The organism is Citrobacter sp. MGH103 (assembly GCF_001034475.2).
Lineage (GTDB): Bacteria > Pseudomonadota > Gammaproteobacteria > Enterobacterales > Enterobacteriaceae > Citrobacter > Citrobacter freundii.
The window spans coordinates 1200176-1215742 of record NZ_CP073043.1; the positions used below are offsets into that span (position 1 = coordinate 1200176).

12 protein-coding genes and 1 pseudogene are annotated in these 15567 nt (G+C 52.3%); 8 read left to right on the forward strand and 5 right to left on the reverse strand.

Annotated features, from left to right (window positions below):
- The first annotated feature begins 21 nt into the window (after positions 1 to 21).
- The 6 genes from SK33_RS05750 to iolB are packed head-to-tail and all read left to right on the forward strand — an operon-like array spanning position 22 to position 7401.
- Complete coding sequence (locus SK33_RS05750) at positions 22 to 1569, forward strand: sugar ABC transporter ATP-binding protein (RefSeq protein ID WP_003839789.1); 1548 nt, start codon at positions 22 to 24, stop codon at positions 1567 to 1569.
- Positions 1570 to 1580: 11 nt separating this feature from the next.
- Positions 1581 to 2609: an ABC transporter permease gene (locus SK33_RS05755; protein ID WP_003826102.1), complete on the forward strand. Its 1029-nt coding sequence runs from the start codon at positions 1581 to 1583 to the stop codon at positions 2607 to 2609.
- A gap of 8 nt (positions 2610 to 2617) precedes the next feature.
- Positions 2618 to 3751 carry a Gfo/Idh/MocA family protein gene (locus SK33_RS05760; RefSeq protein ID WP_048218454.1) on the forward strand — a complete coding sequence of 378 codons (1134 nt, stop codon included), beginning with the start codon at positions 2618 to 2620 and terminating at the stop codon, positions 3749 to 3751.
- A gap of 12 nt (positions 3752 to 3763) precedes the next feature.
- A complete protein-coding gene (locus SK33_RS05765; protein ID WP_032949847.1) occupies positions 3764 to 5668 on the forward strand; it encodes a bifunctional 5-dehydro-2-deoxygluconokinase/5-dehydro-2-deoxyphosphogluconate aldolase in 1905 nt (634 codons plus the stop codon).
- Positions 5669 to 5682: 14 nt separating this feature from the next.
- On the forward strand, positions 5683 to 6573 hold the full coding sequence (gene iolE, locus SK33_RS05770) for a myo-inosose-2 dehydratase (protein WP_003845952.1): 891 nt from the start codon (positions 5683 to 5685) through the stop codon (positions 6571 to 6573).
- Positions 6574 to 6582: 9 nt separating this feature from the next.
- Positions 6583 to 7401, forward strand: a complete 819-nt coding sequence (gene iolB / locus SK33_RS05775) for a 5-deoxy-glucuronate isomerase (protein WP_048218453.1) — start codon at positions 6583 to 6585, stop codon at positions 7399 to 7401.
- A 214-nt stretch (positions 7402 to 7615) separates the two neighbouring features.
- Here the strand turns inward: iolB and SK33_RS05780 are convergent.
- The 3 genes and pseudogenes from SK33_RS05780 to SK33_RS05790 all read right to left on the reverse strand — a co-directional run.
- Positions 7616 to 8194, reverse strand: a pseudogene (locus tag SK33_RS05780) (autotransporter outer membrane beta-barrel domain-containing protein); the annotation flags it as partial.
- A gap of 23 nt (positions 8195 to 8217) precedes the next feature.
- Positions 8218 to 9365 (reverse strand): IS3 family transposase gene (locus SK33_RS05785; protein ID WP_113772681.1). Its coding sequence is split into 2 segments (ribosomal slippage): positions 8218 to 9128 and positions 9128 to 9365, totalling 1149 coding nucleotides; the frame shifts between segments, so codons are not numbered across the junction.
- A 22-nt stretch (positions 9366 to 9387) separates the two neighbouring features.
- A complete protein-coding gene (locus tag SK33_RS05790) occupies positions 9388 to 9801 on the reverse strand; it encodes a hypothetical protein (RefSeq protein ID WP_048218452.1) in 414 nt (137 codons plus the stop codon).
- 151 nt (positions 9802 to 9952) lie between these two features.
- Here SK33_RS05790 and SK33_RS05795 point away from each other — a divergent pair, with 151 nt between their 5' ends.
- Together SK33_RS05795 and SK33_RS05800 are read left to right on the forward strand one after the other, a co-directional pair.
- A complete protein-coding gene (locus SK33_RS05795) occupies positions 9953 to 10330 on the forward strand; it encodes a hypothetical protein (protein ID WP_048218451.1) in 378 nt (125 codons plus the stop codon).
- A gap of 169 nt (positions 10331 to 10499) precedes the next feature.
- A complete protein-coding gene (locus SK33_RS05800; RefSeq protein ID WP_048218450.1) occupies positions 10500 to 11450 on the forward strand; it encodes an Abi family protein in 951 nt (316 codons plus the stop codon).
- A gap of 277 nt (positions 11451 to 11727) precedes the next feature.
- Here the strand turns inward: SK33_RS05800 and SK33_RS05805 are convergent, their stop codons facing one another.
- Positions 11728 to 13035, reverse strand: a complete 1308-nt coding sequence (locus SK33_RS05805; protein WP_048218449.1) for an McrC family protein — start codon at positions 13033 to 13035, stop codon at positions 11728 to 11730.
- Positions 13032 to 15188, reverse strand: coding sequence for an AAA family ATPase (locus SK33_RS05810; protein WP_048218448.1), 2157 nt, complete (start codon positions 15186 to 15188; stop codon positions 13032 to 13034). Before SK33_RS05810 ends, SK33_RS05805 begins: the two co-directional genes overlap by 4 nt.
- Positions 15189 to 15567: the final 379 nt, after the last annotated feature.

Here is a 15567-nt window from a genome sequence, read left to right on the forward strand (position 1 = left end):
CTCTAAAGGAGGAGCAGACCGATGTCGCAACCCTTACTGAAAGTGACCGACCTGGCGAAAAGCTTTTCCGGCGTTTGGGCGCTGAGCAGCGCACAACTGACTGTCGGAGCAGGCGAAATTCATGCGCTGTTAGGTGAGAACGGTGCCGGAAAATCGACCCTGCTGAAAGCGCTGGCGGGCGCACAGCCGCAAACACGCGGGGATATTTGGTTCAACGGCGAAACATTGCCGGTAGAAGACTCTCCGGTTGAGCGGCAGAACAAGGGCATTATCACGATTTATCAGGAATTTAATCTGCTGCCCAATATGACCGTCGCCGAGAATATGTTCCTCGGACGTGAACCGCGTAAACGCAATCTGATTGTGGACGAAAAGGCGGTAAATCAGGAGGCGCAGGTAATTTTGGATTACCTGCAACTGAACGTTGCGCCAACCACGGCCGTGGCCCGACTGAGCGTGGCGCAGCAGCAAATGGTGGAAATTGCGCGGGCGCTGACGTTGAACGCGAAGCTGATCATCATGGACGAACCTTCCGCCGCGCTGAGCGACAGCGAAGTAGAAAGTCTGCACCGGGTGGTGCGGGAACTTAAAGGGCGTGGCGTGAGCATTATCTACGTCACCCATCGCCTGCATGAAGTTTTTCAACTCTGCGACCAGTTCACCGTTTTTCAGGATGGACGATTCACCGGGAATGGCGCGGTTGCACAGACCACCGTAGAACAGCTGATCCGCCTGATGGTGGGGCGCGATGTGGCCTTTAATCGCCGCCCGGCCAGCGAAACTCACCATGAAGATAAACCTGTGCGTCTGGCGGTGAAGGGGCTTAGCCGCGAAAAACCGCCGCTGGATCCGCATGGCATCGCGCTGCACGACATTAGCTTCCACGTGCATGCTGGCGAAGTATTAGGTATTGCCGGACTGGTGGGTGCCGGGCGCACCGAAGTGGCCCGCTGCCTGTTTGGCGCCGACGGTTTTACCTCCGGCAGCTTTGAACTTGATGGCGTGCCGTATCAGCCGCGCGATCCGCTGTTTGCGCTGGATCAGGGGCTGGCGCTGGTACCGGAAGATCGTAAAAAAGAGGGGGCAGTGTTGGGGCTGTCGATCCGCGACAACCTGTCGCTCTCCAGCCTGTCGTCACTGCTGCACTGGCGCTGGTTTGTGAATACCCGCAAAGAAGATGCCCTGATTGAGTCTTACCGGCAGGCGCTGCAGATCAAAATGGTCAACAGTGCGCAGGAGGTGCGCAAGCTCTCCGGCGGAAACCAGCAAAAAGTGATCCTCGCGCGCTGCATGGCGCTTAACCCTCGGGTGTTGATTGTGGATGAACCGACGCGCGGCATCGATGTTGGCACCAAATCAGAAGTCCATCAGGTGCTGTTTGATATGGCGAAAAAGGGCGTGGCGGTGATTGTGATCTCCTCCGATCTGCCGGAAGTCATGGCGGTTTCCGATCGGATCATCACGTTGAGTGAAGGTCGGGTGACTGGCGAGATCCACGGCGATGACGCCAACGAAGAGCGGCTAATGACGATGATGGCCATCAACCATAACGCCCTGAATGCGGCATAACGGAGTGACTCATGACGCAGATTATTTCTAAAACGCAGGTTCCAGCCAAACGCGGTGGACGTCTTGATCCCATTGCCTTTTTTGAGCGCTTTGGGGTGCTGATTTTTATGATCCTGCTGCTGATTTTCTTTCAGTTGCAGAACAGCAATTTTCTTTCTGAACGCAACATTTTCAACATTCTGACCGAAGTCTCCATCTACGGAATCATGGCGGTGGGGATGACGTTTGTCATTCTGACTGCCGGCATCGATCTGTCGGTGGGCTCTATCCTGGCGGTCTGCGCTATGACCGCCGCGTATGTGATCAAGGGCGACAACTTCACCACCGTCGATCCGAACGCCTGGGGCGGCATGAGCTGGCTGATTGGCCTTGGTATCTGTATGGCGATGGGCACCGCGATTGGTTTTCTGCATGGCCTCGGCGTGACCCGCCTGCGTCTTCCGCCGTTTATCGTCACCCTCGGTGGGATGACCATCTGGCGCGGCCTGACGCTGGTGATCAACGACGGCGCGCCGATTGCCGGTTTCGACGCGGGATACCGCTGGTGGGGACGCGGCGAACTGCTCGGCATTTCGATTCCAATCTGGATCTTTGCTCTGGTGGCCGTAGGCGGTTACCTGGCACTGCATAAAACCCGCTGGGGGCGCTTCGTGTACGCCATCGGCGGCAACCCGGAGGCGGCGCGTCTGGCAGGGGTCAATGTGAAGCGCGTGCTGGTGAGCGTCTACGTATTGATTGGCTGTCTGGCTGGGCTGGCGGGCTTCATCCTCAGTGCGCGTTTAGGCAGTGCGGAAGCGGTCGCCGGGATCTCCTTTGAGCTGCGCGTCATCGCTTCGGTGGTCATTGGCGGCACTTCGCTGATGGGTGGGTACGGGCGTATCGGCGGCACCATTATCGGCTCGATCATCATGGGCATCCTGATTAACGGTCTGGTGCTGATGAACGTCTCGGCTTACTACCAACAAATTATTACCGGCTTAATTATCGTTCTGGCGGTGGCGTTCGATACCTACGCCAAGAGCCGTCGCGGCGCACTGTGAGGATCATGATGAAAGAAGTTCGTATTGGATTGATTGGCACCGGGTATATCGGCAAGGCGCACGCTATCGCCTATGCCCAGGCCCCGACGGTGTTTAACCTGCGCGGCAAACTGGTGCGTGAAATGGTAGCGGAAGTTTCTCCGGAGCTGGCCGCCGAGCGGGCGCAGGCGTTTGGCTTCAATCGCTCAACCGGAGACTGGCGGGCGCTGGTGGCCGACCCGGCCATTGATGTGGTGGATATCTGCTCTCCCAACCATCTGCACAAAGAGATGGCGCTGGAAGCGATTCGCCACGGCAAGCATGTGTACTCGGAAAAGCCGTTGGCGCTGAACGCCCACGACGCGCGTGAAATGGTTGAGGCTGCACAGCGGGCAGGAGTGAAAACCCTGGTGGGGTTCAACTATATGAAGAACCCAACGGCGCAGCTGGCGAAAGAGATCATTGAGCGCGGAGAAATTGGCGAGGTGATCCATTTCTACGGCACCCACAACGAAGACTACATGGCCGATCCGCTTGCGCCGATCCACTGGCACTGTTTTAAAGAAACGGCGGGTCTGGGGGCACTTGGCGATCTGGCGGCGCATATCGTTAATATGGCGCAGTACCTGGTTGGGGATATTCATCAGGTCTGCGGCGACCTGAAGATCGTGGTGCCACAGCGTCCGGCGCAGGTCGGTTCCTCGCAAATGGTGACGGTAGAGAACGAAGATCAGGCCCACGCTATGGTGCGCTTTGCAGGCGGTGCGCAAGGGGTGATTGAAACCTCTCGCGTCGCCTGTGGCCGCAAGATGGGGTTGTCGTATGTGATTACCGGGACCAAAGGAACCATCAGTTTTACCCAGGAGCGCATGGCTGAGCTGAAGCTCTATTTGCATGACGATCCGGTCAACCGCCAGGGGTTTCGCACTTTACTGGTTGGTCCGGCGCATCCGGACTACGGCGCGTTTTGTATGGGAGCCGGGCATGGCATCGGCTTTAACGACCAGAAAACGGTGGAAGTGCGCGATCTGGTGTACGGCATTGCCGCCGACGCGCCGATGTGGCCGGACTTCGAAGAGGGCTGGAAGGTGTCGCGTGTGCTTGACGCCATCGCACTCTCGCACCAGGAAGGCCGCTGGCTGAATGTGAACGACATTGTCTGAAGAGGTATCAACGTGGAAAAGCAGTTTGATGTGATATGCATGGGCCGCGTGGCGGTTGACCTCTACAGTCAGCAGATTGGCGCACGCCTGGAAGATGTGTCGAGCTTTGCCAAATATCTTGGCGGATCGTCCGGCAACGTGGCCTACGGAACGGCGCGACAGGGACTGCGTTCATCAATGCTGGCGCGGGTTGGCGACGAACATATGGGGCGTTTCCTGCGTGAAGAATTAAACCAGGTAGGCTGCGATACTAGCCATCTGATTACCGATAAAGACCGCCTGACAGCGCTGGTGCTACTCGGCATTAAAGACCGGGACACCTTCCCACTGATTTTTTACCGTGATAACTGCGCGGATATGGCGATTACCGCCAGCGATGTTGATGAACAGTACATCGCTTCTGCTCGTTGTCTTGCCATCACCGGGACGCATCTTTCTCATCCGCAAACCCGCGAGGCGGTGTTGACGGCGCTCGCTTACGCCCGCCGTCACGGCGTGCGTACGGCGCTGGATATCGACTATCGCCCGGTGCTGTGGGGGCTTACATCCTTAGGCGACGGCGAAACACGTTTTATCGCCGCCGATCAGGTCACCCGTCAGTTGCAGGAGGTGTTGCATCTTTTTGATGTGATTGTCGGCACCGAGGAGGAGTTTCATATCGCGGGCGGCAGTACCGATACACTGCAGGCGCTGTCGCAGGTTCGCGGCGTGAGTAACGCGACGCTGGTCTGCAAGCGCGGTGCGCTCGGTAGCTCGGTGTATACCGACGCGATCCCGGCCCGGCTGGACGATGGCCTGACGGTGACCGGCGTACGCGTGGAGGTGCTGAACGTGTTGGGGGCGGGGGATGCGTTTATGTCCGGCCTGCTGCGCGGCTACCTGAACGATGAGGGATGGGAGCAGGCGTGCCGCTATGCTAATGCCTGTGGTGCGCTGGTGGTATCTCGTCACGGCTGTGCGCCGGCGATGCCGAGCAAAGTTGAGCTTGATGATTATCTTTCTCGCGCTGCGGAGGTTCCGCGTCCGGATCTCGATCCGCATCTCAACCATTTGCATCGCGTGACGACTCGCCGTCGCACATGGTCGGAACTGTGCGTGATGGCTTTCGATCACCGCAGTCAGCTTGAAGAGATGGCGCTACAGTGCGGCGCGTCTTTGAAGCGTATTCCGGCATTGAAACAGCTTATTTTGCAGGCCAGCCGTGAAGCGGCCAACAGCGCCGGGCTGGAGGGCAAGGCCGGGCTGCTTTGCGACGGTACGTTTGGTCAGGATGCGCTGAATTCGATAACCGGAGAGGGCTGGTGGATAGGTCGCCCTATCGAACTGCCGGGATCTCGCCCGCTGGAGATGGAACACGGCAATATTGGCTCGCAGCTCATCAGTTGGCCGCAGGAACATGTGGTGAAGTGTCTGGTTTTTTTCCATCCGGAAGATGCCCACGCGTTGCGTCTGGAGCAAGAACAGAAAATCGCCGAGGTGTACCGCGCCTGTTGTCAGTCAGGTCATGAGCTGCTGCTGGAGGTGATTTTGCCGGCCAGTATGCCGCGCAGTGATGAACTGTATTTGCGCGCCATTTCCCGCTTCTACAACTTAGGGATTTACCCCGACTGGTGGAAACTCCCACCGCTGACTTCTGCTGGCTGGACGGCGTTGAGTGACATTATTGAACGGCGCGATCCGCACTGCCGTGGCGTGGTGATCCTTGGTCTGGACGCACCGGCAGAGCAACTGCGCGCTGATTTCAAAGCGGCTGCGGGTCATGCGGTGGTGAAAGGATTTGCCGTGGGACGCACGCTGTTTGGCGACGCTTCCCGCGCGTGGTTGAAACACGATATTGACGATGCGCAACTGGTGGCGCGCATTAAAGATAACTACCTGCAGCTTATCGCCTGGTGGCGCGAGCGCGGACAAGCATAATTCAGGAGAAGATAATGACGGTACAATTAGGTATTAATCCACTGACATGGACGAATGATGATCTTCCTTCACTGGGCGCTGAGACGTCGCTTGATACTTGTCTGAGCGAGGGCAAAGAGGCCGGATTTGCTGGTTTCGAACTGGGTAATAAATTCCCGCGCGAGGCGCGACTGCTCGGCCCCATTTTGCAGCGTCACGACCTGCAACTGGTTTCCGGCTGGTACTCCGGACGTCTGCTGGAACGCAGCGTGGAGGAGGAGATTGCCGCCGTACAGTCACATCTGACGTTACTGCGCGAGCTGGGGGCCAAGGTGCTGGTCTTTGCCGAAGTCAGTGGCTGCATTCACGGCGAGCAGCAGACGCCGGTACATCTGCGTCCGCGCTTCCCGCAAGAGCGCTGGCAAGAATACGGTGAAAAGCTCACCGAGTTTGCGCGCTACACCCAGCAGCAGGGGGTACAGATTGCCTATCACCACCACATGGGAACGGTGATTGAATCTGCTGAAGATGTGGGTAATCTGATGACGAATACCGGTGATGAAGTTGGATTGTTGCTCGACACGGGACACTTGACCTTCGCCGGGGCCGATCCGCTGGCGGTGGCGCAGCGCTGGGCATCGCGTATCAACCATGTTCACTGTAAAGACGTGCGTGCCGACGTGCTGGCGGATGTCAAAAATCGCAAAACCAGCTTTCTCGATGCGGTACTGAGTGGGGTCTTTACCGTGCCGGGCGATGGCTGCGTTGACTATCCGCCGATCATGGCCTTGCTGAAGGCGAACCAGTATCAGGGGTGGTTAGTCGTGGAGGCGGAGCAGGATCCGGCCATCGCGCATCCGCTAACGTATGCGCGTCTGGGCTATAACAACCTTAGCCGTCTGGCGCGTGACGCTGGTCTTATCTGAGGAGGTGATATGTCACGTTTATTATCACGTTGGCAGCAGCCGGACGCGCAGGGGCGTACGCAGTCAGTGACGCCGGAAAGCGCCTGCTGGGAATATGTTGGCTTTAAAGCGTACGAACTGGAAGAGGGGCAGCAGCTTACGCTGCCCGCCGTCAGCGAAGAACGTTGTCTGGTATTGGTCGCCGGACGCGCGACCATCACCACGCCGGGTGCAACCTTTACAGATATCGGCGAGCGGATGAGCCCGTTCGAACGGATAAAACCGTGGGCGGTCTATGTCACCGCTGGTGAAACCATACAGGTTCAGGCGGTGACCAGACTGGAGCTGGCGGTCTGCGCTGCGCCGGGGAAAGGCACACACCCAACACGGCTGATCGCACCTAAGGATATCGACGGGGAAGCGCGCGGCAAAGGTCACAACCAGCGTTACGTGCATAACATTTTACCGGAAGATAAACCTGCTGATAGCCTGCTGGTGGTGGAAGTGTGGACCAACGAAGGCTGTACCAGTTCCTGGCCAAGTCATAAGCATGATACCGACAATCCGCCGCAGGAGACCTATCTGGAAGAGACTTACTACCATCGCCTCAACCCGCCGCAGGGATTCTGTCTGCAGCGGGTATACACCGACGACCGGTCGCTTGACGAGTGTATGGCTGTCTATAACCGTGATGTCGTGATGGTGCCAAAAGGGTATCACCCGGTGGCAACCCTGGCAGGATATGACAGCTACTACCTCAACGTGATGGCGGGCCCGGTACGCAAATGGATGTTCACCTGGGAAGATGAACATGCGTGGATTAATCGCGAGTATCCAGTTGATAAGTAAGGTTTTGAATGGCTTTGTTAAAAGCGAGTCGTTTTTTCCCTCTTCTTGATCAGTAAAATGGGAGGGATGGGATGACGGTTGGTACTATTTAAGTGCTCATTATTCTCATAGCTCGCCTGGCTATGAGAATAATGCAAGCGTCGATATATTTGGGGTTATGGCAGTAGCCAGGGTGCTGTCGAAAACACCCCGGCTATCTTTTGTTGCGGGCTGATTAGAAATGATATTTCAGTCCTAACGTTGCCGCGCTGTTGTTGTAACCGTTGTCTCCCATCTGGACGCCCACATTACCCCACAGATTTAAATCTGGCGTAATCTGGCCTTCGACACCCAGTTTAATCTCTCCCAGATTGCGTGCACCTTCCTGGCTGACGCTAACGTCGTCCATTTTTGTGCTAAAACTGCGTGTATTATGGAGCCAGTTAGCTTCAATAAATGGCTGGAATTCGCGGCCTTTGCCCTCATCCATTTTATTAAAGCTTTTCAGATAGGCTCTGGCTCCAAGACGGGTTTGAATATTACCGTTACCATTCATCTTGATACGCGTTCCGTTAGCTTCCTGATGGTCATCAGATTTGACCCCCATCCAGGTAACCTGCGCCTGCGGTTGAACATACCACTCATTAACGGTTCCTTTGCTGCCAGAGAATTCGCCAACTTTAAAGGTATACCCCGTTTCAACAGATGCCGTCAGACCTTTGGATTTATAGGACTCAGAAGCCAGTCCTTCACCTTTGACATGGTTATCAAACCATCCATATTGTGCCCAACCGTCGAAGTACAGGCCTTTATGATCAGTGAATCGCCACAGATAATCTAGACACTTCCGAGCCGTTGATAATACTGGTTTTCATATTCTGTCGGTGACATCTGATCGCTAGAACCATGCCGACGCTTACTGTTATAAAACATTTCGATGTAATCAAAAATATCACTGCGGGCTTCTTCCCGCGTTCCGTAGATCTTTTTCTTTATCCGTTCGCGTTTCAACAACTGGAAAAAGCTTTCTGCAACCGCATTATCATGGCAGTTACCGCGACGGCTCATGCTGCCCTCCAGGCCGTGTGATTTCAGGAAAGACTGCCACTCATGGCTTGTGTACTGACTGCCCTGATCCGAATGAACCAGCACCTGTTTTTGGGGATTACGCCGCCATACAGCCATCAGCAGTGCGTTCAGGACAATGTCCTTTGTCATCCGGGATTGCATGGACCAGCCGATAATTTTGCGTGAGAACAGATCAACAACCACAGCAAGATACAGCCAGCCTTCGTGGGTCCTGATGTAGGTTATGTCTGTTACCCAACGCTCATCAGGAGCATCCGGATTGAACTGTCGCTGGAGCCTGTTGGGCGACACGATACTGGCCTCGCCTTTACGTGCCCGCGGGCTCCGGTATCCGACCTGAGCCTTTATCCCGACACGTTTCATCAGTCGCCAGACTCTGTTCACTCCGCACTGTTGCCCGCTGTCCCGCAGATCCAGATGGATTTTGCGATAACCATAGACGCATCCCGATTCCAGCCAGAACTGTTTAATCTGTCCTGTCAGTCTCAGGTCTGCCTGATGGCGTTGAGAATGCGGCTGCTGAAGCCAGGCGTAAAAACCACTGGGATGAACATCCAGCACCCGACAGAGCAGGCGAACAGGCCAGCAACAGGTGTTGTCACGGATAAAGGCGTACCTCAGTCGGACAGCTTTGCGAAGTACGCCGCGGCTTTTTTTAATATGTCCCGTTCGTCGGTAACCCGCTTCAGCTCTTTCTGGAGACGACGGATCTCGGCCTGAGCATCTGACTGTTCTTTATTAGTGGAAGAATCCGGACCGTACTTCTTTATCCAGGCGTAAAGGCTGTGGGTGGTGATATCGAGACGTGTTGCCACGCTGGCAACAGAATAACCGCGATCAACAACCTGTTTGACTGCTTCAGTTTTAAACTCTTCGGGATAACGCTTACCGCTCATGGGCACCTCTCTTTAAGCCATCTTAAATGACTCTGAGGTGTCTGTTAAACCCGTGGCGATTCACTTGTTTGATTTTTAGGTACTTTTTTTTCCAACCTTGTTTGCCTTTGGCAGTACCAAGGATCGGGTTCAAATATCTGTTCAGTGCGGACTCATTGAAGTTCTTCCAAAAACCTCTGTCTGAATCTAGTTCCCCTAGACATTCTAGTTCATCCAATAAACCGGAGAAGGTCAGCGCTGCGTCATTTATTGGAGTTTTCAGGAAGTCATAGTCAGAAAGTTGCTCAAAAAACTCAGGGGGGCTAGTGCGCAGATGAACCTCATACGGAAGAAGGTAACGCTCTCCATTATCAATTGGCTTGTAGTTCCCTGCATGCCTCCTACGGAGAGAGTCGCTGTTTGTGATTTCCAGCTTTTCCTTGTTTGATCTCTTCATCAAAACTCCGCTTATTAATTTTTTCGGCTTTTTTTTAAGTCGCCAAAGAGTAATCTTTCTTGCGTCAGTTGAGGACGCATTCTCGAAAAAACATGCCGTTTCCTTTCAGACAATTTACTGAGATTATTCAATAAGACAAGGGATTAGAGCTATGCCTAATGAAAAAAAGAAGTTTAAAAAGCTATCGCAAAAACTGCCGGTAAAACATCACGTGTTCTACATGAGAGGCGACAGAGTCATCGCTGATGGGCTGAATAAGCTTTCTTTTCAGCTAATCGCAGGAATGACGAGAGATAGCGGGTATACCTGCACCTTTGCGCCTGCAACCACGCATCAATGCAGGATTATGCAACTGGCAGCGCAGCAGGTGGGCGTGATTTGCTGCTACTGGACAGAATCATCGGAGTGTCTAACTAAACAGGGATTCAAGCAAGGAGCTGTAAAAAGACTGCTCAAGCCACCTAAGTGTAGGAAATGGCTTACTAGTAAGGAGGATTGTAAAAGCAAAACCCCGAATTCATATGTATGAACCCGGGGCCGGTATCCTTTCGCTTTATGTCGGGGAACTAGCACCACTACTAAGGTGGGAGAAGAACCGTCAACTAGCTACACCTGCGTAGGATACGCTGGCTAACGACTATTGTCAATCTCAATACACATCTGAAATAATAAGCGAAAATTAAAAGTAAGAGCACTGTATGCCTGAACATTACGATTACTCAGAACCCTCTCGTCTGCTTAGCTTAGCTAGGCTCACCAGTTACAGAACATCTCTTGCCACTCAAACAGATGCCCAGTTATTTGGCTCATATTGTTGGAATCTGGCGATCGTCGGGGCTTTTTATCCATTATTGCAACTCATTGAAGTATCTCTTCGAAATGCGATTAATCATGTTGCTCTTACAAAATATCAGGCTGCAGATAAATATTGGTTTGAGTTAATTCCCTGTACTCAAGAAACCAACCTTCAGGGCCAATTGATTAATGCTGAACAAGTCAAGAAATTTAAAGATAACGGAAAAAATGCGAAACGAACGGCCAAGAAAATACTTGAAGATAAAGGCATAACTGCGCCGATCCCTACCATTGACCAAATCATTTCTCAGATGGAATTTTCATCTTGGGAGTACCTCCTTGATAAACATTTTTACAATGGTTCGGATAAAAATTTTTTATGGCCACATGAATTAACTAAAGTATTTAAAAAATTGCCTCGGGTGGTGGAAACGAAAAATGTTCAGTTCCATCAACGTGATGCTATACGACGCAGAATCGAAGAAGTTAGGGCCTTTAGAAACAGAATCTCCCACAATGAACCCGCTTGGCATGTCGGGAGTGCTAGAACCAAAGAGGCAGTGATAGCCGATCTGAATGAAAAACTCAGCAACATGATGGAGTTGTTATACTGGATCTCTCCCAAATTTCAGCAGTATGTAAAAGACGTCGGCATTGAGGCTAGAATTAAGCAGGTATTGCATCTCAATGAAATGAATCGATACATGCACATATTTCAACAGTATGACGTTATTGATTTGGAACATCTGGTTGCTATAACACAAACGGCAAATTCCGGAAATCATCGCTGCTACTTCAACGTCAATGGTTCTGTTGGCATCGTTTCACCCTACAATACGAAATTGTTGCAATAATTCTCTTTTCGGATAGGGGAATAGCAAACATATGGTTATAAGATTTTGGAGGGTAATCTTACGAAAAGGTAGGTTAGGTATTTTCATCAGATGATTTGAACTGGATTTGCGGCCCGTTCGGTAGTGACCGGGAAGACCTTAATATCCCCAGTATGCCAAGAGATGAAGCCTGGCCTATTAGACCTTATGAAAATAATTATGTAAGTATAAGCCTAAATCATGGTTAAGGTCATTGAGGGTGCTGACCCTCAAGGCGCACCGATCCCGCCTTTTCTTCTCACTGCGTGTTGATGCCGAGAAGGTTAATTAACTGCCCGACAATCTTGTCCTCATCGAGAATCAGATCCACACTAGCCACCTGTAATTGTTCCTTGCCTGCTAGAATCCTATAGCCTGCATTCAGAGGTTGCGTTCCCAGACCTGCATGATGTGGATAGAGAAGCATAACTTGTGGGCAGTGATAAATCCGTGCATAGGCCATCATCTGGTAGACATCAGCCTGCGATATGCCATGCCTGGCATCTTCGGGATGACGACCAATACGCTTCCATTTAGTGTCTATGATCATAACAATCTGATGGTCCCGCTCGATAAGCAGATCCGGTCGGGTCTGGAAGCGTGGTTTGCCTTCTTTTACGTCCTCGATCAGACAGTATAATCTGCCTGCCTGTGCACGAACCGTCCATTCCGTACCACGTACAGCACGCTTCGCCAGCGCCGCTATATATGCCTCGAACAGGTCGTTCATTGGGAATAACAGTGTAATCCCGTTCTGCGCTCGTTTATCGTGGTGTGTAGCTTGCCAGTCGCGTCGCAGGAGAAGACGTGCCAGATTGTAGAGGGCTTCCCAGCGATGATTGGTTCGGTCGATCCGTACCTGTGACCACGGCAGATGACTGAAAGGGGCGTCGCTAACACCCGCTAACAGGATGCGCAATTCATTCAAATGACGGAGCGTATCTGCAGCGCGGGCATAATGGTGAAGCAGAACTACACACGCCTTCATAATTCGAAGCAGGGCGGTATCAGCAGACAGTTCGTCGTAACGACAGGCGAGACGGTCGGGGCGGACGGCAAGCGTAGTGAATTGTCGTTTGATATTGAGCCTTCCGCGCAATGAGGGCAAATCGTCTTCCTGTGCCAAATAGGTGCGCGGTAATCCTCGATGTACTTCAGATAAGAGTCGCTCGGCGAACAAGCGGATGAGTATCTCTAGCAAGCTTTCAGCTTGTCTCGCCATTGTTGCAGCCTGTCCATTGCCGAGTTTAAGGTCGAGGGCGACATCAAGCATACGTATCAGGCGACTGCGTATTGTGGCGTCCGGTTCTATCGTCTCGTCGTCGAATTTGGGCAGGATCTCAAGGCTACATCCCGGAGCGGCAATGACCCCAACCATTTGCCCGGCAATAATTTTGTTATGGCGATCGATTAAGATATTGGTACCGTGCTGATTTGCCAGCGGATGCTCGCGCGCCGCCGTTAGCAACGCGTTAGCCTGAGGGCGGGTAAAAGCATGAGGAGCGTTTATGCCGCTTTCTGTGTTCACACAAACACCACCCCATTCACGAACCGTGAGGTGCGTCATTCTTTCGATTCACCAGCCACCTCAAGAGCGGTGACATTTAACGTTCTGGCTTTGCCTATCAGTCGATCAAAGGCATCATTTCTGAACGGTGCACGTACCGACCAGCTTGATAATGGTTCCCCCTCTATTCCTGGTGGCGGTAAAATCTGCTCTTCCTGCATAAAACCATCGCCCAGCACTGTCGCGATTCGGCTCCAGTCCTCGAAGAAATACTCTTGTAACAGCGGTATGACCTTATTGCGCACTGCATCTTCAACTTGTGCCCTGGATTCACAATTGATAAAGAAGGCGTGGCCAATGCGATATTCCCGGCCTATAAGATATTCAATACGCTGGTTGATGGTGGTAAGAACGGCTTTGAGATCGATCCCCTCTACTTCACTTAGCAAGGTCGCGTCGGGAGCCATTTCCCGGAAGTTGAATCGCCGCCTTAATGCTGTGTCGAGCAATGCGATGGATCGATCGGCGGTATTCATGGTGCCTATGATATGAAGGTTGGCGGGGATGCCAAAATCTTTCTTTTTCGAATAAGGCAGAGTTACGGTGAGTGCATCAGGCATTCCAAGACGTTTATCCGGCTCAATTAACGTAATCAGTTCACCGAACACTTTCGAGATATTTGCCCGGTTGATCTCATCAATAATGAGGACGAATTGTTCTGGTTGTCCTTTAACATCGGAACTATTATCTATGTTCTCTGTACTTGAGAGCAGTCTGCCTAGCGCCGGGATATTCACACGACTGGTGGCAATGGAATAGAGCGTCCGCATGGTGAAGTTACCATCGATAATTGTATCGAGTGGCAGTGGTTCATCAAGGGTCAGTAGCCAGCGAACTGGGCGGCGGTGGGCATAGTAACCTTCGGCTTCAGGAACGAAATAGTAATCACCAGTTATTTCAGCGATAGCGCGAAACGCAGTGTTCCCGTAAGGGACAATCACGATATCACCAGGCTTCATTTCGCAACGGAAGGGATAGGTTTGCGTCCAGTTACTAGGCGTCAGATTCCCTGGATTTTGCTTGATCCATTCATCATGAATCGCGTTGAACGATGAGAATCTATCCGCGCTCCAGTCTATGGTCCCACCCCAACCCAGAGCGATATACCCATTGTCGCGGGCATCTTCATACACATCGTCTTCGGTGCCAATTGTCCCTTGCCCCATTTTCCAGAAGCGTTTTTGGGATAGTTGCAGTGCCGAGGCATCTGTCTGTGCACGGGGTTGTGTTCTGGCCTGATCGGCAAGGGCACAAATTTCTCTGAAGAGCCCCGGCGTAGGCATGAGTCTGAATCCAGCAGACGAAGACTCATCTTCACCGATTTCTGGACGAAGGCCCTCAACGAAGGTTTCGTAGTCATAGCTCTGGTGGAATGTGACGAAAGAGATCCTCTTTTCTGCCATCAGTTCGTTATAGCGCGCCATCAGGGCCGCACGCCCATCTTTTGAGTTCGGATAGGCATCTTTGCCATCGCAGAGCGCTACGGCTTCCCTCGCCGTGTGATAGGTCTTTCCGGTACCTGGAGGACCGTAAAAAATAAGGTTAGTCGGAGTTGGTTTAGTCTGGGCCACCAGTTCGCTTCCTTCCGTAAGGATGAACGTATATTTCCGGGTTGTGCTCTTTTTAGGCCCTTCCGTCACCGGAGGGGGAACATCCGCTAGTTCCTGAAATTTTTGACCATCAAGAGCCTGACAGATGTTCGGCCATCCCTTGTCGAGACCCATTTCAGTATTCAGAGGACCAACTACCAGGGTGACACTTGCGTCACCTCGCTCTCTGGCTGGGGTGATGTAGTTTTCAAGGACATAATCCCGAATTTCGTCGGCCTGAGAGTCATCACCGCTCAGAAAATGTCCATATTGTCCGAGCCAGCTATTCCAGTTGGACAATCGGTTAAGCGGTTGCTCTGATTCAGGCATTAGCAACCGATAGTCATCGCCGTTATCTTTGGCATCACGGCGAATCTCTTTGATCCGCTGCCGCAATTGCGCAAATCCATCCGCCTGGTAGGCTGCATCCAGATCTGCATGAGGAGAACCAAGTGCTGCGAGATTTTTTTCTATAGTTTTGACAGCATAAATACGGGAATTGAGGCCTGCTTGCGTTTTGGCGCCTCTGCTCTTCAACCATTCCTGAAATTCAACTTCGAGCATTTCCGATGCCCTCTCATTTTCGTTAACTTACTGATAGCTATCATTGTGGATGATGGAAGGGGCAGTACTGCAACTCTTCGCTACAGATTGCCAATACTATTAATCTTCCTTGCTGATTGTCTCGCTTGCGGGGCGAAGGGTTTGACCAACCTGACATAGCAGACAGGCATCATCCTCGAATGTCATGATCCCTCAGGAGTGCAGCCCAAGCGCTGTGTCGTTTACCGTAAACATAGCACTATGGATGCCTCGGTCAAGGTATGTTTTTCCATAATTTATTGATAAGAAACAATAATAGTTATTATGTAATGATTTGAACCTTTATGAGCCTTTTAATAAATCGTCATGTCCAAAACTATGTAGCAGCTGAAGGTATAGG

Coding starts and splice junctions, on each gene's coding strand:
- SK33_RS05805 (WP_048218449.1), bottom strand. CDS start 13,035: ATGACGCACCTCACGGTTCGTGAATGGGGTGGTGTTTGTGTGAACACA.
- iolE (WP_003845952.1), top strand. CDS start 5,683: ATGACGGTACAATTAGGTATTAATCCACTGACATGGACGAATGATGAT.
- SK33_RS05755 (WP_003826102.1), top strand. CDS start 1,581: ATGACGCAGATTATTTCTAAAACGCAGGTTCCAGCCAAACGCGGTGGA.
- SK33_RS05795 (WP_048218451.1), top strand. CDS start 9,953: ATGCCTAATGAAAAAAAGAAGTTTAAAAAGCTATCGCAAAAACTGCCG.
- SK33_RS05760 (WP_048218454.1), top strand. CDS start 2,618: ATGAAAGAAGTTCGTATTGGATTGATTGGCACCGGGTATATCGGCAAG.
- SK33_RS05800 (WP_048218450.1), top strand. CDS start 10,500: ATGCCTGAACATTACGATTACTCAGAACCCTCTCGTCTGCTTAGCTTA.
- SK33_RS05790 (WP_048218452.1), bottom strand. CDS start 9,801: ATGAAGAGATCAAACAAGGAAAAGCTGGAAATCACAAACAGCGACTCT.
- iolB (WP_048218453.1), top strand. CDS start 6,583: ATGTCACGTTTATTATCACGTTGGCAGCAGCCGGACGCGCAGGGGCGT.
- SK33_RS05750 (WP_003839789.1), top strand. CDS start 22: ATGTCGCAACCCTTACTGAAAGTGACCGACCTGGCGAAAAGCTTTTCC.
- SK33_RS05810 (WP_048218448.1), bottom strand. CDS start 15,188: ATGCTCGAAGTTGAATTTCAGGAATGGTTGAAGAGCAGAGGCGCCAAA.